This window comes from Streptomyces sp. NPDC107500 (assembly GCF_055582785.1).
Genome location: NZ_JBVJPF010000001.1, coordinates 1,054,041 through 1,078,855, shown reverse-complemented (window position 1 = coordinate 1,078,855; position 24,815 = coordinate 1,054,041). Strand labels below are relative to the sequence as shown.

Annotated in this window: 21 protein-coding genes; 3 read left to right on the top strand and 18 right to left on the bottom strand. The window is 71.1% G+C overall.

The genetic code is table 11. The features are described 5' to 3' along the window. Positions 1-105 precede the first annotated feature (105 nt). Positions 106-1,791 carry an alkaline phosphatase D family protein gene (locus ACZ67M_RS04760; RefSeq protein WP_469849548.1) on the top strand — a complete coding sequence of 562 codons (1,686 nt, stop codon included), beginning with the start codon at positions 106-108 and terminating at the stop codon, positions 1,789-1,791. Here ACZ67M_RS04760 and ACZ67M_RS04755 read toward each other — a convergent pair. After that, on the bottom strand, positions 1,776-2,372 hold the full coding sequence (locus tag ACZ67M_RS04755; RefSeq protein WP_161327798.1) for a dienelactone hydrolase family protein: 597 nt from the start codon (positions 2,370-2,372) through the stop codon (positions 1,776-1,778). The genes ACZ67M_RS04760 and ACZ67M_RS04755 overlap by 16 nt on opposite strands. A gap of 106 nt (positions 2,373-2,478) precedes the next feature. Here ACZ67M_RS04755 and ACZ67M_RS04750 point away from each other — a divergent pair, with 106 nt between their 5' ends. Next, on the top strand, positions 2,479-3,603 hold the full coding sequence (locus ACZ67M_RS04750; RefSeq protein WP_361361504.1) for a mechanosensitive ion channel family protein: 1,125 nt from the start codon (positions 2,479-2,481) through the stop codon (positions 3,601-3,603). 21 nt (positions 3,604-3,624) lie between these two features. Here the strand turns inward: ACZ67M_RS04750 and ACZ67M_RS04745 are convergent, their stop codons facing one another. The 5 genes from ACZ67M_RS04745 to ACZ67M_RS04725 all read right to left on the bottom strand — a co-directional run bounded on the left by ACZ67M_RS04745 (position 3,625) and on the right by ACZ67M_RS04725 (position 8,255). Further along, on the bottom strand, positions 3,625-5,211 hold the full coding sequence (locus ACZ67M_RS04745) for a Na+/H+ antiporter (RefSeq protein ID WP_361361506.1): 1,587 nt from the start codon (positions 5,209-5,211) through the stop codon (positions 3,625-3,627). 90 nt (positions 5,212-5,301) lie between these two features. Further along, positions 5,302-5,787 carry a GNAT family N-acetyltransferase gene (locus ACZ67M_RS04740; RefSeq protein ID WP_469849546.1) on the bottom strand — a complete coding sequence of 162 codons (486 nt, stop codon included), beginning with the start codon at positions 5,785-5,787 and terminating at the stop codon, positions 5,302-5,304. Further along, entirely contained in the window at positions 5,784-6,728 is a 945-nt protein-coding gene (locus ACZ67M_RS04735; protein ID WP_361361510.1) for an RluA family pseudouridine synthase, read from the bottom strand. The genes ACZ67M_RS04740 and ACZ67M_RS04735 overlap by 4 nt, the downstream gene beginning before the upstream one ends. 77 nt (positions 6,729-6,805) lie before the next feature. After that, the gene (lspA, locus tag ACZ67M_RS04730; RefSeq protein WP_122614926.1) at positions 6,806-7,399 is read right to left on the bottom strand and encodes a signal peptidase II; all 594 of its coding nucleotides are present in this window, start codon (positions 7,397-7,399) and stop codon (positions 6,806-6,808) included. A 100-nt stretch (positions 7,400-7,499) separates the two neighbouring features. Further along, positions 7,500-8,255, bottom strand: a complete 756-nt coding sequence (locus ACZ67M_RS04725; protein WP_469849544.1) for a TraR/DksA family transcriptional regulator — start codon at positions 8,253-8,255, stop codon at positions 7,500-7,502. Between the two features lie 595 nt (positions 8,256-8,850). Here ACZ67M_RS04725 and ileS point away from each other — a divergent pair. Continuing rightward, positions 8,851-11,997, top strand: coding sequence for an isoleucine--tRNA ligase (gene ileS, locus ACZ67M_RS04720; RefSeq protein ID WP_469849543.1), 3,147 nt, complete (start codon positions 8,851-8,853; stop codon positions 11,995-11,997). Between the two features lie 169 nt (positions 11,998-12,166). On the opposite strand, the gene divIVA is transcribed toward ileS, so the two are convergent. The 12 genes from divIVA to ACZ67M_RS04660 all read right to left on the bottom strand — a co-directional run bounded on the left by divIVA (position 12,167) and on the right by ACZ67M_RS04660 (position 24,807). After that, positions 12,167-13,384 carry an apical growth/hyphal branching protein DivIVA gene (divIVA, locus tag ACZ67M_RS04715; RefSeq protein WP_361361518.1) on the bottom strand — a complete coding sequence of 406 codons (1,218 nt, stop codon included), beginning with the start codon at positions 13,382-13,384 and terminating at the stop codon, positions 12,167-12,169. A 55-nt stretch (positions 13,385-13,439) separates the two neighbouring features. Then, on the bottom strand, positions 13,440-13,724 hold the full coding sequence (locus tag ACZ67M_RS04710; protein WP_122614930.1) for a YggT family protein: 285 nt from the start codon (positions 13,722-13,724) through the stop codon (positions 13,440-13,442). Positions 13,725-13,805: 81 nt separating this feature from the next. Next, positions 13,806-14,447 carry a cell division protein SepF gene (locus ACZ67M_RS04705; RefSeq protein WP_161327805.1) on the bottom strand — a complete coding sequence of 214 codons (642 nt, stop codon included), beginning with the start codon at positions 14,445-14,447 and terminating at the stop codon, positions 13,806-13,808. A 129-nt stretch (positions 14,448-14,576) separates the two neighbouring features. Continuing rightward, positions 14,577-15,296: a YggS family pyridoxal phosphate-dependent enzyme gene (locus tag ACZ67M_RS04700; RefSeq protein ID WP_122614931.1), complete on the bottom strand. Its 720-nt coding sequence runs from the start codon at positions 15,294-15,296 to the stop codon at positions 14,577-14,579. 6 nt (positions 15,297-15,302) lie between these two features. Beyond that, a complete protein-coding gene (pgeF, locus tag ACZ67M_RS04695; RefSeq protein WP_469849542.1) occupies positions 15,303-16,031 on the bottom strand; it encodes a peptidoglycan editing factor PgeF in 729 nt (242 codons plus the stop codon). Then, positions 16,028-17,230 (bottom strand): cell division protein FtsZ, encoded by a 1,203-nt coding sequence (gene ftsZ / locus ACZ67M_RS04690; RefSeq protein WP_161330395.1) that lies wholly within the window; start codon positions 17,228-17,230, stop codon positions 16,028-16,030. Before ftsZ ends, pgeF begins: the two co-directional genes overlap by 4 nt. Positions 17,231-17,518: 288 nt before the next feature. Continuing rightward, the gene (ftsQ, locus tag ACZ67M_RS04685) at positions 17,519-18,313 is read right to left on the bottom strand and encodes a cell division protein FtsQ (protein ID WP_469849540.1); all 795 of its coding nucleotides are present in this window, start codon (positions 18,311-18,313) and stop codon (positions 17,519-17,521) included. 21 nt (positions 18,314-18,334) lie between these two features. Continuing rightward, positions 18,335-19,429: an undecaprenyldiphospho-muramoylpentapeptide beta-N-acetylglucosaminyltransferase gene (murG, locus tag ACZ67M_RS04680; protein WP_064727427.1), complete on the bottom strand. Its 1,095-nt coding sequence runs from the start codon at positions 19,427-19,429 to the stop codon at positions 18,335-18,337. A 6-nt stretch (positions 19,430-19,435) separates the two neighbouring features. Next, positions 19,436-20,806 carry a putative lipid II flippase FtsW gene (gene ftsW, locus ACZ67M_RS04675; RefSeq protein WP_361361527.1) on the bottom strand — a complete coding sequence of 457 codons (1,371 nt, stop codon included), beginning with the start codon at positions 20,804-20,806 and terminating at the stop codon, positions 19,436-19,438. Positions 20,807-20,882: 76 nt separating this feature from the next. Next, entirely contained in the window at positions 20,883-22,289 is a 1,407-nt protein-coding gene (gene murD, locus ACZ67M_RS04670) for a UDP-N-acetylmuramoyl-L-alanine--D-glutamate ligase (RefSeq protein ID WP_392009448.1), read from the bottom strand. An 11-nt stretch (positions 22,290-22,300) separates the two neighbouring features. Next, the gene (gene mraY / locus ACZ67M_RS04665) at positions 22,301-23,392 is read right to left on the bottom strand and encodes a phospho-N-acetylmuramoyl-pentapeptide-transferase (protein WP_064727430.1); all 1,092 of its coding nucleotides are present in this window, start codon (positions 23,390-23,392) and stop codon (positions 22,301-22,303) included. Beyond that, positions 23,392-24,807 (bottom strand): UDP-N-acetylmuramoyl-tripeptide--D-alanyl-D-alanine ligase, encoded by a 1,416-nt coding sequence (locus tag ACZ67M_RS04660; protein WP_361361529.1) that lies wholly within the window; start codon positions 24,805-24,807, stop codon positions 23,392-23,394. Before ACZ67M_RS04660 ends, mraY begins: the two co-directional genes overlap by 1 nt. Positions 24,808-24,815: the final 8 nt, after the last annotated feature.

Here is a 24,815-nt window from a genome sequence, read left to right as displayed (position 1 = left end):
GACCCCCGCACGGGGGTGACGCCGCACCGACGCACGACGTACGAGCGGGCGAACTTTTACGAGTTCGCCCGCTCGCGCGCATACCGATCAGTAACCTGATCGTCCGTGACCAGTCGACACAGATCGTCCGAGATTCCCGTCCCGTCGCCCGCCGAGCCCGCGGGCGCCCGAACTCCGAGCCGCCGTACGGTCGTCAAGGCAGCGGCGGCCGGCGCCGTCCTGGCCGCCCCGCTCGCCGCCGCCCTGCCCGCGGGCGCCGCCGGCACCGCCCCCGCCTTCCTGCACGGCGTCGCCTCCGGCGACCCGCTGCCCGACGGTGTCCTGCTCTGGACCCGCGTGACGCCGGTGCCCGAGGCCATACCGGGCTCGGGAGCCGGTCCCGACACCGTGGTGAGCTGGGTCGTCGCCACCGACAAGGCCCTCACGAACATCGTCGCCAAGGGCTCCGTCACCGCGACCGCGGACTCCGACCACACCGTGAAGGCGGACATCCGCGGTCTCGCCCCCGCCACGGACTACTGGTTCCGCTTCTCCGCGGGCCCCACCGACTCCCCCGTCGCCCGCACCCGCACCGCGCCGGCGGCCGACGCGGCCGTCTCCGGGCTGCGGTTCGGCGTGGTCTCCTGCGCCAACTGGGAGGCCGGGTACTTCTCGTCGTACCGCCATCTCGCGGCCCGCGGCGACCTGGACGCCTGGCTGCACCTGGGCGACTACATCTACGAGTACGGCACCGGCGAGTACGGCACCCGGGACACCGTCGTACGGCCGCACGCCCCGGCCCACGAGATCCTCACCCTCGCCGACTACCGCGTACGGCACGGCCGGTACAAGACCGACCCCGACCTCCAGGCGCTGCACGCCGCCGCGCCGGTCGTGGCCATCTGGGACGACCACGAGATCGCCAACGACACCTGGTCGGGCGGCGCCGAGAACCACACCGAGGGCACCGAGGGGGCCTGGGCGGCGCGTCAGACCGCCGCCAAGCGGGCCTACTTCGAGTGGATGCCGGTGCGCCCGGCCATCGCCGGCACCACCTACCGGCGGCTGCGCTTCGGCAAGCTGGCCGACCTGTCGCTGCTGGACCTGCGCACCTACCGCTCGCAGCAGGTGGGCATCGGCGAGGGCGAGGTCGACGACCCGGACCGCACCGTGACCGGCCGCGCCCAGCTGGACTGGCTCAAGTCCGGCCTCGCCGCCTCGGACACCGCCTGGCGGCTGGTCGGCAACCCGGTGATGATGTCGCCGTTCGCGATCGGCTCGCTCTCCGCCGAGCTGCTCAAGCCGCTCGCCGAGCTGCTCGGCCTGCCCAGGGAGGGCCTCGCCCTCAACACCGACCAGTGGGACGGCTACACCGACGACCGCCGGGAACTGCTGGCCCACCTGCGCGCGAACGCCGTCCGCAACACCGTGTTCCTCACCGGCGACATCCACATGGCGTGGGCCAACGACGTGCCGTACAACGCCGGCACGTACCCGCTGTCCGCCTCCGCCGCCACGGAGTTCGTCGTCACCTCCGTGACCTCCGACAACCTCGACGACATCGTGAAGGTCCCCGAGGGCACCGTCTCGGCGATCGCGGCACCGGTCATCCGGGCCGCGAACCGGCACGTCCACTGGGTCGACACCGACCGGCACGGCTACGGCGTGCTGGACATCACGGCGGAGCGCGCGCAGATGGACTACTACGCCGTCTCCGACCGCACCGACCCGCACGCCACGTCCCGGTGGGTCCGCTCCTACCGCACCCGCAGCGGCACCCAGCGGGTGGAGCGCGTCTACTCGCCCGCCTGAGCCGTCTCCTCGCCGAGCGAGTCGAGGAAGCCGAGCGCCACCCGCCAGGTGGCCTCGGCCGCCTCCTCGTCGTAGTCCGGCAGCTCGGGGTCGGTGTAGAGGTGGCCCGCCCCCGGGTAGCGGTGGACCTCCACGTCGGCGCCGATCCGGCCCATCTGGAGATACCAGGCGCTGAGCCAGTCGTCCGTCTCGAAGGCGTCCGGCTCGGCCACGTGCAGCTGGACCGGCAGGTCGTCGACCTCGGCGTTGGCCGCGATGTCCGAGGTGCCGTGCAGCAGGAGCAGTCCGCGCGCCCGGTGGTCGCCGAGGGCGAGGGTCTGGGCGATGGACGCGCCGAGCGAGAACCCGGCGTACACCAGTCCCCGCTCGGAATACGGGGCGGCGGCCAGCACGGCCCGCTTGAGCAGCTCCTCCCGGCCGATCCCGTCCTGGTGGGCCATGCCCTCCTCGACCGTGTCGAAGGTCCGGCCCTCGTAGAGGTCCGGGGTCCAGACCTGGTGCCCGGCGTCGCGCAGCCGGTCGGCGGCCTGCCGCACCGCGGGCCTCGGGCCGAGGGTCGAGTGAAAGAGCACGATGTTCATGAGGCCATGGTGCCAGCCGGGTGTGACGGCGCGATGCGCGGCGATACCCCGGGCGGGACGGAAGTCACAGGTTCACGGCACGCCGCGGGCGGTTACGTTCGAGGGCATGGAGACGATACTCCGCCCCCTGATCGTGGTCGGCGGCTCCGTCCTGCTGACGCTGGTCATCGGCTGGGCCACCGACCTGTTGCTGCGCAAGGCCGACGGACGGCACCCCGAGACGCCGCTGTGGGGCCTGCTGCGCCGTGCCCGCATCCCGTACCAGGTGATGCTCTGCGCCGCCCTGCTGAGAGGGTCGTACGTCGAGGCGCAGGTGTTCCCCGACCACCGGTCGGCGGTCGGCCGGCTGCTGACGCTGCTGCTGATCGGCTCGGTGGCCTGGCTGGTGATCCGGATCGCCGCCGCCGTCGTCGAGACGTCGTACTCCCGCTACGCGCACGCCCACTCCCAGCGGAACCCCGCCCGGGTCCGCCGGGTGCGCACCCAGGTGTCGCTGATCATGCGGGTGGTCACGGCGGTCGTCGGCGTGGTCGCCGTGGCCTCGATGCTGCTCACCTTCCCCGCCATGCGCGCGGCGGGCGCCTCGCTGCTGGCCTCGGCCGGACTGCTCGGCATCGTGGCCGGTATAGCCGCGCAGTCCACGCTCAGCAACATGTTCGCCGGGTTCCAGATCGCCTTCGGCGACATGGTGCGCATGGGCGACACGGTCGTGGTGGACGGCGAGTGGGGCACCGTCGAGGAGATCACGCTGACGTACCTGACGGTGCGCACCTGGGACGAGCGCCGGATCACCATGCCGGTGTCGTACTTCACCTCCAAGCCGTTCGAGAACTGGTCCCGCGGCACCCCGCAGATGACCGGCACGGTCTTCTGGCACCTCGACCACACGGCGCCCCTGGACCGGATGCGCGAGCGGCTGCGCGACCTGCTCCGCGAGTGCCCGGCCTGGGACGGACGGGACTACAACCTGACGGTCACGGAGACGACCCAGAACACCATGCAGGTGCGGGCGCTGGTGACGGCGAAGGACGCGGACGACATCTGGACGGTGCGGGTCACGGTCCGTGAGGGGATGATCCGCTGGCTGGCCGAGGAGCACCCCTACGCCCTGCCGCGGGTCAACACGGCGGACGCGGCCCTGCGGCCGTCCCGCGACGGCGTCCACCGGCCCCGCCGCTCCTCCGACGGGGGCATGCGCCGCTTCCCGGAGCACCCCACGAAGAGTCTGTGACCGCCGAGCGGCCGGACGTGCTCAGCGCAGGCTGCGCACGTCCAGGTGGCGCAGCACCCGGTCCACGATCTCCGGGTCGGAGCCGGGTTCGCTGCGCGCCGCGAGGATCTCGTGCCGGGCGGCGCTGAGCATCTCGCCCTGGATGCGCCGGACCCGCTTGATCCGCCGCGCCCGCTGCTCCTGCGCCTCCCGGCGCTCCTCGTCCCCGAGGTCGGGGCTGATCCGCACCCCGATGTCGTAGGCGCGGCGCAGCATCTGCTCGGCCAGCTCGTCCGGCAGTTCCTCCACCGCCTCGATCTCCTTGAGCCGCTGCTTGGCCGCCTTGGCCGCCCGCAGGCCCAGCTCCTTCTCGTAGGCCTGCTCCCGCTCGGTGTCCGCCCGTACGCCGAGCCGGCCCACCAGCCAGGGCAGGGTCAGCCCCTGGAGCAGCAGGGTGACCATGATCACCCCGAAGGCGATGAAGATGATCTCCTCCCGGTTCGGGAAGGCAGCGCCGTCCTCCGTCTCCAGCGGGATCGCGAGGGCCAGCGCGACCGAGGCCACGCCGCGCATCCCGGCCCACCACATGACGACGGTCTCCCGCCAGCTCGTCGGGATGTCCTCGTCCTGGTCGCGTCTGGCGTGCAGCCGCTGGGTCAGCCAGGTGGCGGGCAGCAGCCACAGCAGCCGGACCAGGATGACGACGGCGCTGACCGCGGCCGCCCAGCCCAGCAGCTCGGTCCAGCGGCCGGAGGCGGTGCGGATCGCGTTGTGCAGTTCGAGGCCGATCAGCCCGAAGGCCACGCCGGTGACCAGCGTGTCGACGACGTCCCACACGGTGTGCCCGGCGAGCCTGGTCATCACGTCGTCCGCGTCGGAGGCGTACTCGGCGAGGAACATCGCGGTGGTGAGCACGGCGAGCACCCCCGAGCCGTGCAGTTCGTCGGCGGCCACGTAGCTCACGAACGGCACCAGCAGGGTCAGGCCGATCTGGAGCGTCGGGTCCTCCAGGAGGCTCATCAGCTTGTTGGAGCCCCAGCCCAGCGCTAGTCCCACGGCGACGGCGACGACGGCGGACAGCACCAGGTCGAGCCCCGCCTCCCAGGCCGAGAAGGTGCCGCTGACGGCCGCGGCGATGGCCACGTGGTAGAGGACGATCGCCGTGACGTCGTTGAACAGCCCCTCGCCCTCCAGGATGGACACCAGGCGGCGCGGCAGCCCCAGCTGGCCGGCGACGGCGGTCGCCGCGACCGGGTCGGGCGGTGCCACCAGGGCGCCCAGCGCGAAGGCGGCGGCGATCGGCAGCCCCGGGACGATCGCGTGGGCGACGGTGGCCACACAGGCCATGGTGACGAAGACCAGCGCCACCGCCAGCAGGAAGATCGGGCGCTTGTTGGCCGCGAACTGCCGCCAGGAGGTGCGCCGCACGGCCGCGTACAGCAGCGGCGGCAGCAGTGCGGGCAGGATGAGTTCGGGCGGGATGTCGACGTTGGGCACGAAGTCGAGCAGGGCGAGGACGATCCCGAGGACCGTCATCAGGACCGGCGCCGGCAGCCCGAGCCGGGCACCGAGGGGGACGCTCAGCAGGGCCCCGAGCAACAGCATGAACAACAGGGCCAACTGATCCACGGTCACCGCTCCGGTGGGGTCTCGGTATGGGCACGGCGGACCTCAAGCCTGCCACGCCACCCGCCCCACCAGCCTGTTCCGCGCCTCTGGTTACAGGGCGCGCCGCATCGCGCGGTGCGGGATCCCGGCGTCGGGAAACTCGGGTCCGTACGCCACGTACCCCAGCCGCTCGTAGAAACCCAGGGCGTGGGTCTGCGCGTGCAGGTCCACCGCGGTGAGCCCGCGCTCGCGTGCCGCGTCCTCCACGGCCCGCACCAGGGCCGCGCCGACGCCGAGACCGCGGGCCGCCGCGGTCACCGCGAGGCGGCCGAGCGAGCCGACGGCCGGGTCGCCGTCGCCGTTCTTCGCGGCCGCCGCCGCACCGTGCAGGAGCCGGCCGGTGCCCAGGGCCTCGCCGTCCGCCCGGACCGCGAGGACGTGCACGGCGTCCGCGTCGTAGGCGTCGTACTCGATGTCCTCGGGGACCTTCTGCTCGGCGACGAAGACGTCCTTGCGCACCGCGAAGCAGGCCTCCCGGTCGGCCGGGTCCTCGGCGACGCGCACCACGTAGGCGGGTGCCGGGTCCGGGGCGCTCATCCGTAGGTCTCCTCGCGGACCAGGTCGAGGGCCAGCTGGAGGTCCTCGGGGTAGTCGCTGGCGTACTCCACCCAGTCGCCGGTGCCGGGGTGCTCGAAGCCGAGCCGGACCGCGTGCAGCCACTGGCGGGTCAGGTGCAGCCGCTTGCCGAGCGTGGGGTCGGCGCCGTACGTAAGGTCGCCGACGCAGGGGTGGCGGTGGGCGGCCATGTGGACCCGGATCTGGTGGGTGCGGCCGGTCTCCAGCTTCACGTCGAGCAGGGAGGCGGCGCGGAAGGCCTCGATGAGGTCGTAGTGCGTGACGGAGGGCTTGCCCTCGGCGGTGACCGCCCACTTGTAGTCGTGCTGCGGGTGGCGGCCGATGGGGGCGTCGATGGTGCCGCTGGTCGGATCGGGGTGGCCCTGCACGAGCGTGTGGTAGCGCTTGTCGACCGTGCGCTCCTTGAACTGGCGCTTGAGCGAGGTGTACGCGCGCTCCGACTTGGCCACCGCCATCAGGCCGGAGGTACCGACGTCGAGGCGGTGCACGATGCCCTGGCGCTCGGCGGCGCCGGAGGTGGAGATGCGGTACCCGGCGGCGGCCAGTCCGCCGATGACGGTCGGGCCGCTCCAGCCCGGGGACGGGTGGGCCGCGACGCCGACGGGCTTGACGATCACGACCACGTCCTCGTCGTCGTGGACGATCTCCATGCCCTCGACGGGCTCGGCGACGATCTGCACGGGCGCGGGCGCTTGCGGCATCTCGACCTCCAGCCAGGCACCGCCGTGCACCCGCTCGGACTTGCCGACCACCGATCCGTCGACCTGCACCTTGCCCGCCGCGGCGAGCTCCGCGGCCTTGGTACGGGAGAAGCCGAACATGCGGGAGATGGCGGCGTCGACGCGCTCGCCCTCCAGGCCGTCGGGCACGGGCAGGGTGCGGATCTCGGGAATCGTGCTCACCCGTCGAGTATGCCGGACGGGCCGGACACTCCCGAACGCGCGCTCCATGCCTGTGGACGGTCACCGCCCGCGGACGGTCAGTCCTTGTGGACGGTCCCGTCCGGGTCCAGTCCCCGGAAGGAGAGGATCACGATCAGGATGCCGCCGCAGACGATCGCCGAGTCGGCGAGGTTGAAGACGGCGAAGTGCTTGGGCGCGATGAAGTCCACGACCGCGCCCTTGAAGACGCCGGGCGAGCGGAAGATCCGGTCGGTGAGGTTGCCGAGGGCGCCGCCGAGCAGCAGACCGAGCGCGACCGCCCACGGCAGGCTGTAGAGCTTGCGCGCGAGGCGGGCGATCACGACGATCACGGCGGCCGCGATGACCGTGAAGATCACCGTGAAGGCCTCGCCGAAGCCGAAGGCCGCGCCCGCGTTGCGGATGGCCGCGAACCTCAGCCAGTCCCCGATGATCTCGATCGGTTCGTTGTGCTCCAGCTTGGCGACCACGATCATCTTGCTGACCAGGTCGAGCAGGTACGCGAACGCGGCGACCGCGAACAGCACGGCGATCCGCCGCCTGCCCCGGGGCCGCTCCGGAGCGCCCCCCTGATCGGCGTCGGGCCGTTCCTGCCCGTCCCCCGCCGCGTCCGGGGTGTCCGGCGTACCGATGATGCGCTCCGCCTCTGCCACGTGAGTCCCTCAACCTAGGTACCTGACTGAGGACGAGGGTACGGCACACTTTCCGTGCCGTACGTGCTCAGGACCCTTACCCGCGCGCGGTGGCGGCGGATCAGTACCGGCGCTCCTGCTTCTGCTTGCACTCGACGCAGAGGGTCGCCCTCGGGAAGGCCTGCATGCGCGCCTTGCCGATGGGGTTGCCGCAGTTCTCGCACAGGCCGTAGGTGCCCGCGTCCAGGCGTTCCAGGGCGTGCTCGGTCTGGGTGAGCACCTCCCGCGCGGTGGCGGCCAGCGCCAGCTCGTGCTCGCGCGTGATGTTCTTGCTGCCGGTGTCGGCCTCGTCGTCGCCCGCGCCGTCGCCGGAGTCCCGCATCATGCCCTGGAGCGACCGCTCGGCGGAGTCGATCTCGGTGCGCAGCCGGTCGGCCTCCGACTGGAGACCGCCGCGCGCCTCCTCGACCTCTTCCGGGGTCCAGGGCTCCTCACCGGGGCGTACCGCGAGGTCACCGGGGCCCGCGGCGGCGCCGCGGGCCTTGGGAACGGCGGTCTTGGCCGCCGTGGCCGTGCCAGGAGTCTTCTTCGCAACCACCGTCGTGGCTCCCGTCTGCTCCGCGGCCCGCGCCGCGCCCACCTTCTTGGCCGTGCTCTTCTTCGCCGTGCTCTTCTTGGCGGTGCTCTTCTTGGCCGCGGTCTTCTTCTCGGCGCCCGTCGTCCTGCCGGCCGTGGTCTTCTTCGCAGCCGTCTTCTTCGCAGCCGTCTTCTTGGCGGCCGTCTCCTTGGCTGCTGTCTTCTTGGCCGTCGTCTTCTTGGCGGCGGTCTTCTCCGCAGCCGCCTCCGACTGCTCTTCGGCGGTCTTCTTCGCCACCATGGCCGCGGCCCCTTCACATATTGTGATCTTGCGCGCGAATCGTGCTGGGACGATAAATCGACTCGGGTCCCGCGGCAACGGGGCACGCCGCCCGATTCGCCGGCCCGCCGTGCGCCACGCGGCGAGCATGCATGCGTTGTGCCCAGCTCCCCGCCCGGTAATCCGCCCGGACGGCGTCCGGCCGGGCCGCCCGGACGCCGCACGCGCGCCGACGGCATTCGGGTCACACCGGGCCCCGGCGGGGACGCCCGGCGCCCACCGCCGCGGCCCCCGCGAAAACGGGTCGGCCGCTGTCCGCGCGGCGCCGTACACTGGGCGGAGCGAAAAGCGTGGATGGGGACGAGTAGCGGCGTCAGCAGCCCAGAGCGACCCGGGGACGGTGTGAGCCCGGGGGCGAGCGCGACGTGAAGATCACCCCGGAGCCGCCGGAAGAAAGCCGTGACCGACAGGGCGCGGCGAGTAGAACCGGTTCGCGACCCCAATGAGGGGGCTGTCCGGCGCACACGACGCACCGGGGAGCCAAGGAGGGTGGTACCGCGGGAGCACGGCTCTCGTCCCTCCGACGGAAGGCAGCACGTCCGCCGGAGGAAGCTCGTTGAATACGCAGCCGCAGTACCGCCAGGTGCCCGCCCAGGTCGACCTGCCCGCGCTCGAACACGCGGTGCTCGACTTCTGGCGCGAGCAGAAGATCTTCGCCAAGAGCCTGGAGCAGTCCGAGGGCCGCCCCGAGTGGGTGTTCTACGAGGGCCCGCCCACCGCCAACGGCATGCCCGGCGCCCACCACATCGAGGCGCGCGTCTTCAAGGACGTCTTCCCCCGGTTCCGCACGATGCGCGGCTACCACGTGGGCCGCAAGGCCGGCTGGGACTGCCACGGCCTCCCGGTGGAGCTGGCGGTGGAGAAGGAGCTGGGCTTCTCCGGCAAGCAGGACATCGAGGCGTACGGCATCGCCGAGTTCAACGCCAGGTGCCGCGAGTCGGTGACCCGCCACACCGACGCCTTCGAGGAGCTCACGACCCGCATGGGTTACTGGGCCGACCTCCAGGACCCGTACCGCACGATGGACCCCGAGTACATCGAGTCCGTCTGGTGGTCGCTGAAGGAGATCTTCAACAAGGGCCTGCTGGTCCAGGACCACCGCGTCGCCCCCTGGTGCCCCCGCTGCGGCACCGGCCTGTCCGACCACGAGCTGGCGCAGGGCTACGAGACGGTCGTCGACCCGTCCGTCTACGTCCGCTTCCCGCTCACCTCCGGCCCGCTGGCCGGCGAGGCCGCCCTCCTGGTGTGGACGACCACACCCTGGACGCTGGTCTCGAACACCGCCGTGGCAGCGCACCCGGACGTCACCTACGTCGTCGCGACCGACGGCGACGAGAAGGTCGTCGTCGCCGAGCCCCTGGTCGCCAAGGCCCTCGGCGAGGGCTGGGAGACCACCGGGCAGTCCTTCACCGGCGCCGAGATGGAGCGCTGGACGTACCAGCGCCCCTTCGAGCTGGTCGAGTTCCCGGAGCCCGCGCACTACGTCGTCAACGCCGACTACGTCACCACCGAGGACGGCACCGGTCTCGTCCACCAGTCCCCCGCCTTCGGTGAGGACGACCTCAAGGTCTGCCGCGCCTACGGCCTGCCGGTGGTCAACCCGGTCCGCCCCGACGGCACCTTCGAGGAGGACGTCCCGCTGGTCGGCGGCGTCTTCTTCAAGAAGGCCGACGAGAAGCTGACCGAGGACCTGGACTCCCGCGGCCTGCTCTTCCGGCACATCCCGTACGAGCACAGCTACCCGCACTGCTGGCGCTGCCACACCGCGCTGCTGTACTACGCGCAGCCCTCCTGGTACATCCGCACCACGGAGATCAAGGACCGCCTCCTGGAGGAGAACGAGCGGACCAACTGGTTCCCGGACTCCGTCAAGCACGGCCGCTACGGCGACTGGCTGAACAACAACATCGACTGGGCGCTCTCCCGCAACCGCTACTGGGGCACGCCGCTGCCCATCTGGCGCTGCGAGGACGACCACCTCACCTGCGTGGGCTCGCGCGCCGAGCTGACCGGCCTGACCGGCACCGACCTGTCCGGCCTGGACCCGCACCGCCCGTACATCGACGACGTCACCTTCGCGTGCCCGCAGGACGGGTGCGGGAAGACGGCCACCCGCGTGCCCGAGGTGATCGACGCCTGGTACGACTCGGGTTCCATGCCGTTCGCGCAGTGGGGCTACCCGTACAAGAACAAGGAACTGTTCGAGTCCCGCTACCCGGCGCAGTTCATCAGCGAGGCCATCGACCAGACCCGCGGCTGGTTCTACACGCTGATGGCGGTCGGCACCCTGGTCTTCGACAAGTCCTCCTACGAGAACGTCGTCTGCCTCGGCCACATCCTCGCCGAGGACGGCCGCAAGATGTCCAAGCACCTGGGCAACATCCTCCAGCCGATCCCGCTGATGGACCAGCACGGCGCCGACGCGGTCCGCTGGTTCATGGCGGCCGGCGGCTCCCCCTGGGCGGCCCGCCGGGTCGGCCACGGCACGATCCAGGAGGTCGTCCGCAAGACGCTCCTCACGTACTGGAACACGGTCGCCTTCCAGGCCCTGTACGCCCGCACCTCGGGCTGGGCGCCGAGCGAGGCCGACCCGGCCCCGGCGGACCGCCCGGTCCTGGACCGCTGGCTCCTCTCCGAGCTGCACGCGCTGACCGACCAGGTCACCCAGGCGCTGGACGCGTACGACACCCAGCGGGCCGGCAAGCTGCTGTCCGCGTTCGTCGACGACCTGTCCAACTGGTACGTCCGCCGCTCCCGCCGCCGCTTCTGGCAGGGCGACAAGGCCGCGCTGCGCACGCTGCACGAGGTCGTCGAGACGGTGACCAGGCTGATGGCGCCGCTGACCCCGTTCATCACCGAGCGGGTCTGGCAGGACCTGGTCGTGTCCGTCGACCCGGGCGCCCCGGAGTCGGTCCACCTGTCCTCCTGGCCCGAGGCCGACCTCTCGGCGATCGACCCCGAGCTGTCCAGGCAGATGGTCCTGGTCCGCCGTCTGGTCGAGCTGGGCCGTGCCACCCGCGCGGAGTCGGGCGTGAAGACCCGGCAGCCGCTCAGCCGCGCGCTGATCGCGGGCGCCGGCTTCGACACGCTCTCCCCCGAGCTGCACACCCAGATCACGGAGGAGCTGAACGTCGAGTCGCTCGCGTCGCTGAGCGAGGTCGGCGGCTCCCTGGTCGACACGACCGCCAAGGCCAACTTCCGGGCGCTGGGCAAGCGGTTCGGCAAGCGGGTCCAGGACGTGGCGAAGGCCGTCTCGGCGGCGGACGCGGCCGCCCTCTCCCTCGCCCTGCGCGAGGGCACGGCCTCGGTCGAGGTCGACGGCGAGACCGTCACCCTCGCCCCCGACGAGGTGATCATCACCGAGACGCCCCGCGAGGGCTGGTCGGTCGCCTCCGACGCGGGTGCGACGGTGGCACTCGACCTGGAGATCACGGAGGAGCTGCGCCGCGCGGGCCTCGCCCGGGACGCCATCCGCCTGATCCAGGAGGCCCGCAAGAACAGCGGCCTCGACGTCGCCGACCGGATCGCCCTGCGCTGGACGGCCACCGACCCCGCGACGATCGCCGCGCTGACCGGACACTCGGGCCTGATCGCCGACGAGGTCCTCGCCACGGACTTCGCCCAGGGCGAGGCGGACGACACGTACGGGACGCCGTTCACGGACGAGGGCCTGTCCCTGACGTTCCGCCTGCGCAAGCAGTAGCAAGGACGACGACGAGGGCCCGCCTCCCCCTGCCGGGGAGGCGGGCCCTCGTCGTCGTACCACTGGCAGGCGTCGGGCAAAGGGCGGGCCCCGGGTCAGAAACCCGGGGCCCGCCCTGAACGCTGCCGACTGCTACGCCGTACTACCTACCGGACGTCGGTGCGCCGGCTCAGTTGTCGTCCTCGTCGATCAGGAACCCGCGCATCGGCGAGGGCGCCTGCCCCATCGGCGACGGGCCCTGCGGCCGTACCGGCGCCATCGGCTGGGTCATCGCCGGCGACATCTGCTGCTGGCCGCCGCCGTAGGACGGACCGGACTGACCCGGCCCACCGCCCATCGACTGGTTGCCGCCGTAGGACGGGGCACTCGCGCCGGCCGGTGCCATCGAGGGCGCCGGGGACGGCGGCAGAGAGGCCGTCGCGGGCGTACGCGGCGGGGCGAGCGAGTCGTCCGCCTGGGTCTCCAGCTGACGCAGCTGCGACTCCAGGTACGACTTCAGTCGCGTCCGGTACTCGCGCTCGAAGCCGCGCAGGTCCTCGACCTTGCGCTCCAGCGTGGCGCGGGCGGACTCCAGGGAGCCCATCGCGACGCGGTGCTTCTCCTGCGCGTCCCGCTCCAGGGCGTCCGCCTTGGCACGGGCGTCCCGCTCCAGACCCTCGGCACGCGAACGCGCCTCGCCGACGATCTTGTTGGCCTCGGAACGGGCCTCGGCGATCGCCTGGTCGGCGGTCTGCTGGGCCAGCGACAGAACCCGGGCGGCGCTGTCGCCACCGGGGCCGCCCTGACCGGGCATGCCGGGGCCACCGGGACCCTGCGGACCGCCCATGGGGCCGCCCATCGGACCGGGACCCATCTGGCCCTGCATCGGGCCCTGGCCCATCGGCCCGGGACCCTGACCCATCGGGCCGGGACCCTGCGGGCCACCCTGTCCGCCGGGGCCGGCGGGCAGCTGCGGGGCGCCGCTCGGCAGCTGGGGCGGGCCACCCATGGGGCCACCCATCTGCTGCTGCGGCGGGCCCGATATGCCGGCGGGCACCGGAGCGCCGGGACCTCGCATGCCCTGCTGGGGCATACCGCCCTGCTGGGGCATGCCGCCCTGCTGCGGCATCCCACCCTGCTGGGGCATGCCGCCCTGCTGCGGTGGGTGCTGCCCGTGCTGCTGGTCCTGCGGGGGTTCCGGAGGCTTGCGCATGTTCTGTTGGTTCTGCGCGGCCGCACGCGTCGCCGCGGCCAGCTTGGCGCGCAGGTCCTCGTTCTCGCGGAGCAGGCGGGTCAGTTCGGCTTCGACCTCATCGAGGAAGGCATCGACCTCGTCCTCGTCATAGCCTTCTCGGAGGCGGACGGTCGTGAACTGCTTGTTCCGCACGTCCTCGGGGGTCAACGGCATCTCTTCACCTCAACGTTGTCGTCGGCATTCGGCAAGCCCGTATCTCTCTCATCGTTCACAGCCGGCTCACGATGTGGATCAGGATGTAGACGATGATCATCAGTACGAAGAAGGACAGGTCGAGCGCCACGCCCCCGAGACGCAGCGGCGGGATGAACCGCCGCAGAAGCTTCAACGGTGGATCGGTGACAGTGTAGGTGGCCTCCAGAACGACCACCATCGCCTTGCCGGGTTGCCACGAGCGGGCGAACTGGAAGACGTAGTCCATGACCAACCGGAAGATGAGCACGATGAGGAAGCACATCAGCGCGATGTAGACGACATCCAGGACCACGCTCATGACTGGTGCTTCCCTCTCCCCTGAACCATCTCTCGGAACCGTACTCGGATCCGTGTTCTTGCTCTGTACCGGTGGTGCGTCTCAGCTCTGGTTGAAGAACCCGCCCTCTGCGATGCGGGCCTTGTCCTCCGCCGTGACATCGACGTTAGCAGGAGACAGCAGGAACACCTTCTGCGTCACCCGCTCGATACTGCCGTGAAGACCAAACACCAAACCGGCCGCAAAGTCGACAAGTCGCTTCGCATCTGTGTCATCCATCTCAGTGAGATTCATGATCACCGGAGTGCCCTCACGGAAGTGTTCCCCGATGGTACGGGCCTCGTTGTAGGTCCGGGGGTGAAGCGTGGTGATGCGGTAGGGCTCTCGTTCGGACACGACCTTGGGCATGATGACCGGTGCGCTCTTTTCCAGGCTTGCGCGTTCTTGTGTGATGGACGCCACGGGCGCGATCCGCGCCGGGCGCCCGGATTCCGCCGCGAGCGAAGCGGCACGGGGCATCGGCTCGCGCTGCGCGGGCGGTTGCACGACTCGTACCTCTTCGTCCCTTTGGGGCTGATGTGAACCGTGCGACTGATGTGCCGGTTCGTGTCGCCGGTGGTCCCGCTCGGGCTCCGGGTCCAGTTCCGGTTCGAAGTCGTCGTCGGGGTCGAACCCCCGGCCGTCGTAACCATCGTCCTCCACGAGGCCGAGGTAGACCGCCATCTTGCGCATCGCGCCGGCCATGCTCTGAGTCCTCCGCTCTGTGGTGGATCGGCTGACGACTGCCAAGTGCCTGCGATCCACGAGGTCGTTGCGTCCGCCTTTCGGCGGTAATGACCATATTTTCTGCTGTGGTCCGACTTCTTGGCGACGTTACCCGAGCCTGGGGCGGACTCCGAGTACCGCAGTGCCGACGCGTACATGTGTCGCTCCGGCGGCCACGGCCTGTTCGAGGTCCGCACTCATGCCTGCGGAGACCATGTTCGCAGTCGGATGGGCTCGGCGCACGCAGGTCGACAAATCCATGAGGCGCTCGAACGCCGCCTGTTGGCGTCCCGCGTACTCGCCGGTGAGCGGGGCCACCGTCATCAGTCCGTCGAGCCGCAGCCCCTCGGCCCCCGCGACGAGGTCGGCCAACTCCTCGACCCCCGCGGGCGAGACGCCGCCGCGCTCCCCGCGCTCGCTCTCCCCCGCGTCGAGCGCCACCTGGAGGAGGCAGCCCACCTCGCGGCCGGCCCGCACGGCCTCCTTCGACAGGGCCGTGACGAGCCGGGCCCGGTCGATGGACTGCACCACGTCCGCGTACCCGACCACGGAACGCACCTTGTTGGTCTGCAACTGGCCGACGAAATGCCAGGAAAGCGGCAGATCCGCACAGGAGGCGGCCTTCGGTGCGGCGTCCTGGTCGCGGTTCTCGGCGACGTGCCGCACACCGAGTCCGGAGAGAATGCGCACATCGTCCGCCGGATAGGTCTTGGTGACCACGATGAGGGTGACCTCGTCGCGGGGGCGGCCGGCGGCCGCGCAGGCGGCGCTGATGCGCTCCTCCACCTTCGCCAGATTGGCGGCGATTTCGTGCTTACGGTCCGTCATGCCCCATCAGTCCAGCCAGACATAGCTCGCGAGCCGCCCGGTGGTGCGGTCGCGTCGGTACGAGAAGTGGTCCCGCGACTCCCGGGTGCACACCGGCGATCCCACCAGGTCGCGCACCCCGAGCCGTTCGAGCTGCGCGTGCACGCCCGCGGCCACATCGACCGCCGGGGTGCCCCAGCTCGTCTCGGCGTGCGCGGCCGGTTCGGCGGCGGCCACGTCGGTCCGCATCTCCTCGGGTACCTCGTAGCACCGGCCGCACACGGCGGGTCCGGTGCGGGCGACGATCCGGGCGGGGTCCGCGCCGAGTCCGGCCATCGCCCGTACGGCCGCGGGGACGACCCCGGCGACCAGGCCGGGCCGGCCGGCGTGGGCCGCGGCGGCCACGCCGGCGACCGGGTCGGCGAGCAGGACCGGCACGCAGTCGGCGGTGAGGACGGCGAGGGCGAGACCGCGTTCGGCGGTGACGACCGCGTCGACCCGCGTGACCGGGCCGTCTCCCCAGGGACCGTCGACGACGGCGACGTCGGCGCCGTGCACCTGGTTCATCCAGACCACCCGGTCCGGGTCCACGCCCAGCGACTTGGCGGCCAGCTCCCGGTTGGCCTTGACGGCGCCGGGGTCGTCGCCGACCGCGCCGCCGAGGTTGAGCTGCTCGTACGGAACGGCGCTCACTCCGCCCCACCGGTCGGTGAAGCCGAAGTGCGCGCCGTTCACGGTGGAGCGCTGTCCTATCACTTCAGGAAGTCCGGCACGTCCAGTTCCTCGGCCGCGCTGTCCGAGTAGGTCCGCGACGGCGGGACCGGCGGCGGGGAGACCTGCGGCAGGTCGGCGACCGGCTCGGGCGCGGGCGCCTGCTCCGGCTCCTCCTTCGGCTTGACGCTGCCGAGCGAGCCGAAGGACGGGCGGCTGTCGCTCTGCCGCGCCGGGGTGGGCTCCTCGCGCTTGGCCGAGGAGGAGCCGAGGACGTTGTCCCGCTTGGACGGCGGCTGGCCCCCGTCGAAGCCGGCGGCGATCACGGTGACCCGCACCTCGTCGCCGAGCGCGTCGTCGATGACCGCGCCGAAGATGATGTTGGCCTCGGGGTGGGCGGCCTCGCTGACCAGCTGGGCGGCCTCGTTGATCTCGAAGAGGCCGAGGTCGGAACCGCCGGAGATGGAGAGCAGGACGCCCCGGGCGCCGTCGATGGACGCCTCAAGCAGCGGCGAGGAGATCGCCATCTCGGCGGCGGCCACCGCGCGGTCGTCGCCGCGGGCCGAGCCGATGCCCATGAGGGCGGAGCCGGCCTCGGACATGACCGACTTGACGTCGGCGAAGTCCAGGTTGATCAGGCCGGGCGTGGTGATCAGGTCGGTGATGCCCTGCACACCGGAGAGCAGCACCTGGTCGGCGGACTTGAACGCGTCGAGCACGCTGACCTGGCGGTCCGAGATGGACAGCAGCCGGTCGTTGGGGATGACGATGAGGGTGTCGACCTCTTCGCGGAGTTCGGCGATGCCGTCCTCGGCCTGGTTGGCCCGGCGCCGGCCCTCGAAGGTGAAGGGGCGGGTGACCACGCCGATGGTGAGGGCGCCCAGCGAGCGGGCGATGTTGGCCACGACGGGCGCGCCGCCGGTGCCGGTGCCGCCGCCTTCTCCGGCTGTCACGAAGACCATGTCGGCCCCCTTGAGGACCTCCTCGATCTCCTCGCGGTGGTCCTCGGCGGCCTTGCGGCCGACGGCCGGGTTGGCTCCGGCGCCGAGTCCGCGGGTGAGTTCGCGGCCGACGTCGAGCTTGACGTCGGCGTCGCTCATCAACAGCGCCTGCGCGTCGGTGTTGATGGCGATGAACTCGACGCCCTTGAGACCGACCTCGATCATCCGGTTGATGGCATTGACACCACCGCCGCCGACACCGATGACTTTGATGACTGCGAGGTAGTTCTGCGGTGCTGCCACGTCGAAGGCCTCTCGCCTCGAGTTACGTGTCGCCCGGTCACCGAAGCACTGATGCCCCCGCGACCCGACGACTGATGCCGATTGGGACGGTCCGTAGTGCCGACCCGAACCCTAACGCTGAAGTTTAGGGTTACCAGTGTGTCTGTTCCTTGGAGTCTTCTGAACAGGACACTAAGTCGACAAGTGGCGCACGTTCAACGAACACGCCGAACCTCCCGTTTTTCTTTTCACCCTATGTGATCAGCCGTAGCGCTGCCCAGCCAGGGTGCTGGCCTGCACGGATGCCCGTCAACTCGCCGATGACGCGGGGGCGGTGGGAACACTCACGTCGAAGTGCCGCGCCTTGGGCGTCGCTTTCATCAGCGCGGTGAGCGCGCGGGCTTTGTCCGTACCCTGTTCGCCGCTCCCCCACGCCACGGTCCGCTCGCCGCTCAACTCCACTGAGATGTCGTCGTAGGAACGGACCTTGACGAGGCGTGCGTCCCGGGCGACCGCGGCCGGGAGGCGGCCCGCCACCCGTACCGCCTCCCGCACCAGACGGTCGTCGCCGAAGCGGCGCAGACTCGCCCCGGCCGAGCCGGAACGGCCGGGCTCCAATTCAAGTGCCGGCACGCCTTTGGGTGCCCGGGAAACCGTGGCGAATCGGACGCCTTCATCGTCCACTTCCACGAAGTTTTTACCCTTTTGGACAATCAGAACCGGGGTGCGCTCCGTCACTTTCAGTCCGATTCCGTGCGGCCAGGAACGCTCGACGTCGACCTCGTCAATGCGGGGCAATTTCCGGCGCAGTCGCGCCTCGACCGCCTCGGTGTCGATGGAGACCAGGGGTTCACCGGCGGGCACGTCGGCGGCCTCGCGCACCTGCGCGGGGGTGAGAACCCGCGTTCCGGAGACCGACACGCCCTCCACACGGGTCCAGTTCGAGCCGTAGAGCACCCAGACGGTGCCGCCCGCGACAAGGGCGAGAGAGACGGCCGTGATGATGATCGTACGAAGACGGAGCGGGCCGAACCGGCGCGCGCGGGGCGGGCCGGACGACTCCTGCTGGCGTTCCCCGCGCTCGGCGGTGGTCGGTCCGGCCACGCTCCTGCCTTCCGTCAGTCCCTAGCGGTGGGCACGGGCGGCGATCGCCTCGTACACCATGCCGACGAGGAGGTCGTCGGCGTCCCGGCGGCCGAACTCGGCGGCGGCGCGGGACATCTCGTACAGCCGGTGCGGATCGGCGAGCACCGGCAGGACGTTCTGCTGGAGCCACTCCGGCGTCAGTTCCGCGTCGTCGACCAGCAGTCCGCCGCCCGCCTTGACCACCGGCTGGGCGTTGAGCCGCTGTTCGCCGTTGCCGATGGGCAGCGGGACGTAGGCGGCCGGGAGCCCGACGGCGGAGAGTTCGGCGACGGTCATCGCGCCCGCGCGGCAGAGCATCATGTCGGCGGCGGCGTACGCGAGGTCCATCCGGTCCAGATAACTTACCGGGATGTACGGGGGCATTCCCGGCATCTGGTGGACCTGCGGCAGTTCGTTCTTGGGGCCGACCGCGTGCAGGATCTGGATGCCCGCCTGCTGGAGCCAGGGCGCGACCTGCTGGATCACCTCGTTGAGGCGGCGGGCGCCCTGCGAGCCGCCGGTGACCAGCAGGGTCGGCAGGTTGGGGTCGAGCCCGAACATCGCGCGGGCCTCGGGACGGGCGGCGGCCCGGTCCAGGGTGGCGATGGAGCGGCGCAGCGGGATGCCGATGTAGCGGGAGTTGCGCAGCTTGCTGTCGGGGGTGGAGACGGCGACCTGGCTGGCGTAGCGCGAGCCGATCTTGTTCGCCAGGCCGGGGCGGGCGTTGGCCTCGTGCACCACGATCGGCACGCCGAGCCGCTTGGCCGCGAGGTAGGCGGGCAGCGCCACGTAACCGCCGAAGCCGGCCACGGCGTCAGCCTTGGTGCGCTCCAGGATCTGCTCGGTGGCCTTGATGGTCCCGCGCAGCCGGCCCGGGACGGTGATCAGCTCCGGGGTGGGCTTGCGCGGCAGCGGTACGGCCGGGATCAGCGCCAGCTCGTAACCCCGCTCGGGCACCAGGCGGGTCTCCAGGCCGCGTTCCGTGCCCAGGGCCGTGATCCCCACGGTCGGATCCTGCCTGCGCAGGGCGTCCGCGAGGGCGAGCGCGGGCTCGATGTGGCCCGCGGTTCCTCCGCCGGCGAGTACGACATGCACCGAAATTCACCGCTCTCCGGACGAACGCGCCGCCGAGGCACGCCGTCTCATCGTGTTCCAACTCCGGGGGCCCCGCTTGGTTCCGGGACCCCTGGCTCCCCGCTTTCTACCAAAGCGAGGTTGCCGCAACGCAAGCGCCGCCCGCGCACCGGGTTCGTCACGCGCGAAGGCGATCAGCAGTCCGATGGCGAACATGGTCGGCAACAGGGCGGAACCGCCGTAGGAGAACAGCGGGAGCGGGACACCGGCGATCGGCAGCAGCCCGAGGACCGCACCGATGTTGATCACGGCCTGGGCCGTGATCCAGGTGGTCACGCCTCCCGCGGCATACCTCACGAACGGGTCCTCCGTGCGTCCGGCCACGCGGATACCCGCATAGCCTAGAGCCGCGAAGAGGGCGAGCACCGACAGCGTCCCCGCCAGGCCCAGTTCCTCACCGGTGACGGCGAAGATGAAGTCGGTGTGGGCCTCGGGGAGTTGGCCCCATTTCTCCACACTGGCACCGAGACCGGAGCCGAACAGCCCGCCCGAGGCGAGGGCGTAGATGCCGTGCACGGCCTGCCAGCACGAGTCGCCGGGACCCGGGTCGGTGGCACCGAGGCAGTTGAGCCGGGCCATGCGGTTGGGGCTGGTCTTGATGAGGATGAAGCCGAGCAGCGCGGCGACGGACAGCACGCCGGCGAAGAGCCGGGTGGGCGCGCCCGCCAGCCAGAGCAGCCCGAACAGGATCGCCGTCAGGATGATCGCCGTGCCCATGTCGCCGCCGATCATGATCAGCCCGAGCAGCATGAACGCGGCCGGGGCCAGCGGCACCAGCATGTGCTTCCACTGGGTCAGCAGTCTCTTGTCCTGCTTGCGGGCCAGCAGGTCCGCGCCCCAGAGCACCAGGGCCAGCTTGCCGAACTCGCTCGGCTGGATCTGGAAGGAGCCGCCGAGGGCGATCCAGTTCTGGTTGCCGTTGACCGCGACTCCTATCCCCGGCACCTGCACGAGGACCATCAGGAAGACGGCACCGGCGAGGATCGGGTAGGCCAGCGCGCGGTGCAGCTTCACCGGCATCCGCATGGCGGCCACCAGCAGTCCGGCGCCGATCAGGGCCGCCAGGGCCTGCTTGCGGAAGAAGTAGGAGCCGGGCAGGGACAGCTGGAGCGCGGTGACCTGGGAGGCCGAGTAGACCATCACCAGACCGAGCACGGTGATCAGCGCGCTGCCGCCGCAGATCAGGTAGTACGCGGTCAGCGGCCGGTCCCAGGCGCGGCGCAGGCGCAGGTACAGGCGGAGCACCGGGTTCTCGTGCTGCGGCCCCTGCGCCACGGGTCGCTTGACGGCCCGCTGCACGGGCGGACGTCCGGTACGGCTCTGGGGACTACCGGGCATCGCTGCCTCCGCTGTACGTCGGCATGGACCGTCCCACGCGACCTCCCGAGGTCGCCCGGCGCAGGAGGCGGCCGGGTCAGGCGCCGAGTTCGCGAACGGCCTCCGCGAACGCGTCGCCGCGCTTGTTGTAGTTGGTGAACATGTCCATGGAGGCACAGGCGGGGGCCAGCAGGACCGTGTCGCCGGGCCGGGCGAGTCGCTGGGCTTCCTGGACGGCCTGGAGCATCGCCCCAGTGTCGGTCCGGTCGAGGTCGACCACGGGTACTTCGGGGGCGTGTCGCGCCAGGGCTTCGCGGATCAGGGCGCGGTCGGCACCGATGAGGACCGCTCCGCGCAGCCGCTCGGCCGCGCCCGTGACCAGTTCGTCGAAGGTCGCGCCCTTGGCCAGCCCGCCGGCGATCCAGACGATCGACCCGTACGCCGCCAAGGACGCCTCGGCGGCGTGGGTGTTGGTGGCCTTGGAGTCGTCCACGTACGCGACCCCGTCGACGTCGGCGACGTGCGCGATGCGGTGGGCGTCGGGTGTGAAGGCCCGCAGCCCGTCCCGCACGGCCGCGGCGGAGACGCCGAAGGCGCGGGCGAGGCCGGCGGCGGCCAGGGCGTTGGCGATGTTGTGCGGGGCCGGCGGGTCGACGTCCGAGACCTCGGCCAGTTCCTGGGCGTTCTTCTGCCGGTCCTCGACGAAGGCGCGGTCCACCAGGATGCCGTCGACGACGCCGAGTTGGGAGGGGGCCGGGGAGCCGAGGGTGAAGCCGACGGCCCGGCAGCCCTCCTCGACGTCGGCCTCGCGGACCAGGTCCTCGGTGGCCTTGTCGGCCACGTTGTAGACGCAGGCGATCCGATTGCCCTCGTAGATCCGGCCCTTGTCGGCGGCGTAGGCCTCCATGGAGCCGTGCCAGTCGAGGTGGTCGGGGGCGAGGTTGAGCACGACGGCCGAGTGGGCGCGCAGGGAGGGCGCCCAGTGGAGCTGGTAGCTGGACAGCTCCACGGCCAGGACGTCGTACTCCGCGTCGCCGGTGACCGCGTCCAGCAGGGAGACGCCGATGTTGCCGACGGCGGCGGTGCGCAGGCCGGCCGCCTTCAGGATCGACGCCAGCATCTGGACGGTGGTGGTCTTGCCGTTGGTGCCGGTGACCGCGAGCCAGGGGGCGGCTTCGGGGCGGCGCAGGCGCCAGGCCAGTTCGACGTCGCCCCAGACGGGGACGCCGGCCTCGTGGGCCGCGGTGAACAGCGGCTTGTCCGGCTTCCAGCCGGGCGCGGTGACGATCAGCTCGGTGCCCTCGGGCAGGGTCGCTCCGTCGCCGAGGCGCACGGTGACGCCGAGCGCCTCCAGGTCCGCCGCCTGCGCCCGCGCGCGCTCGTCGTCGCCGTCGTTGACGACGGTGACGCGCGCGCCGAGCCCGTGCAGGACCTTGGCGGCCGGGACGCCGGAGACGCCGAGGCCGGCGACGGTGACGTGCTTGCCCTTGAAGTCGAAAGGCACCGAGGAGTCGGTCACTTGTCCGCTGCCCATCCCGCGTAGAAGAGGCCCAGTCCGACGATCACACAGATGCCCTGGATGATCCAGAAGCGGACCACCACAAGGACCTCGGACCAGCCTTTGAGTTCGAAGTGGTGCTGGAGTGGCGCCATCCGGAAGACCCGCTTGCCGGTCAGGCGGAAGGAGCCGACCTGGATGACCACCGACATGGTGATCAGGACGAACAGGCCGCCGAGGATGGCCATCAGCAGCTCGGTGCGCGAGCAGATCGCCAGACCCGCGAGCACACCGCCGAGTGCGAGCGAACCGGTGTCGCCCATGAAGATCTTGGCCGGCGAGGTGTTCCACCACAGGAAGCCGAGGCAGGCGCCCATCAGCGCGGACGCGACCACGGCGAGGTCGAGGGGGTCTCTCACCTCGTAGCAGGCGCCCGGGTTGGTCAGGGTCAGCGCGTTGGCGCAGGACTCCTGGAACTGCCAGACGCCGATGAAGGTGTAGGCACCGAAGACCAGGACGGAGGCGCCGGTGGCCAGGCCGTCCAGGCCGTCGGTCAGGTTCACGCCGTTCGACATCGCGAGGATCATGAACAGCGCCCAGATGACGAACAGCACCGGGCCGATCGACCAGCCGAAGTCGGTGATGAACGACAGCTTGGTCGAGGCCGGGGTGTTGCCGCGGTTGTCCGCGAACTGCAGCGACAGCACCGCGAAGCCGATGCCGACGATCAACTGGCCGGCCATCTTCGCCTTGGCCCGCAGGCCCAGCGACCGCCTCTTGACGATCTTGATGTAGTCGTCGAGGAAGCCGACCAGGCCCATGCCCACCATCAGGCCGAGCACCAGCAGACCCGAGAAGGTCGGCCCCGCGTCGGTGTCGGGGTCCAGGTAGCTGGTGATCACCTTGGCCAGGAAGTAGGCGGCGACCGTGGCGAAGATGAAGGCGATACCGCCCATCGTCGGCGTACCGCGCTTGCTGGCGTGCTCGCGCGGTCCGTCGTCGCGGATGTACTGGCCGTAGCCCTTGCGGGCCAGGAGCTTGATCAGCAGCGGGGTGCCGACCAGCGTCAGGAAGAGGCCAATGACGCCCGCGAACAGGATCTGCTTCATCATCGGGCGGCAACCTCACCCTCGGCACCGGTCTCGAGCAGCGCCGCGGCGACACTCTCCAGACCCACCGAACGGGACGCCTTCACGAGCACGACGTCCCCCGGGCGCAACTCGCTGCGCAACAGGTCGACCGCCGCCTGTGCGTCGGACACGTGCACCGACTCCTCACCCCACGAACCCTCGTTATATGCGCCCAGTTGCAGCCATTGGGCTTCCCTGCCCCCGACCGCGACGAGCTTGCTGACGTTGAGCCGGACGGCGAGCCGCCCGACCGCGTCGTGCTCGGCGAGCGCCTCGTCCCCGAGCTCGGCCATCTTGCCGAGCACCGCCCACGTACGGCGCCCCTTGCCGATGGCCACCAGCGCGCGCAGCGCGGCTTTCATGGACTCGGGGTTCGCGTTGTAGGCGTCGTTGACGACCGTCACGCCGTCCGGGCGCTCGGTGACCTCCATCCGCCAGCGGGAGAGGGAGTCCGCTTCGGAGAGCGCGGTGGCGATCTCGTCTGCGGACATGCCCAACTCGTGGGCGACGGCGGCCGCGGCGAGCGCGTTCGACACGTGGTGCTCACCGTACAGGCGCATGGTCACATCGCTTGCACCGGAGGGTGTGTGAAGCCTGAACGAAGGCTGTCCGGTGTCCGTGAGTCGCACGTTCTCGGCGCGAACGTCCGCTTCGTCGGACTCTCCGAAAAGGATCACCTTCGCCTTCGTTCGGGAGGCCATGGCCCGTACGAGGGGGTCGTCCGCGTTGAGGATCGCGGTACCGCCCTCCTCGGCCGGCGGCAGCGCCTCGACGAGTTCGCCCTTGGCCTGGGCGATCTGCTCCCGGCCGCCGAACTCGCCGATGTGCGCGGAGCCGACGTTGAGGACGAGGCCGACCTTCGGCGGGGTCAGCTCGCAGAGGTACCGGATGTGGCCGATGCCGCGGGCGCCCATCTCCAGGACGAGGAACCTGGTCTCCTCGGTGGCGGTGAGCGCGGTGAGCGGCAGCCCGATCTCGTTGTTGAGGGAGCCGGGCGTGAAGACCGTGGGCGCCTTGCGGCGCAGCACCTGGGCGATGAGGTCCTTGGTGCTGGTCTTGCCGGCGGACCCGGTGAGGGCGACGAGCGTGGTGCCGAGACGGTGCACGACGTGCCGGGCGAGGGCGCCGAGGGCGGCCTGGACGTCGTCCACGACGATCGCGGGCACGCCGACGGGGCGGGAGCCGAGCACGGCCACCGCCCCCGCCTCGACGACCGCGGCGGCGAAGTCGTGGCCGTCCACCCGTTCGCCGACGAAGGCGACGAAGAGGCTGCCCGGCCCGGCTTCCCGGGAGTCCCGGACGACGGGGCCGGTGACCTGCGCGGACGCGTCCGGTATGTCGTGCATCCGCCCGCCGACGACTTCTGCGATCTCGGCGAGAGAGAGGGTGATCACAAGTTCGT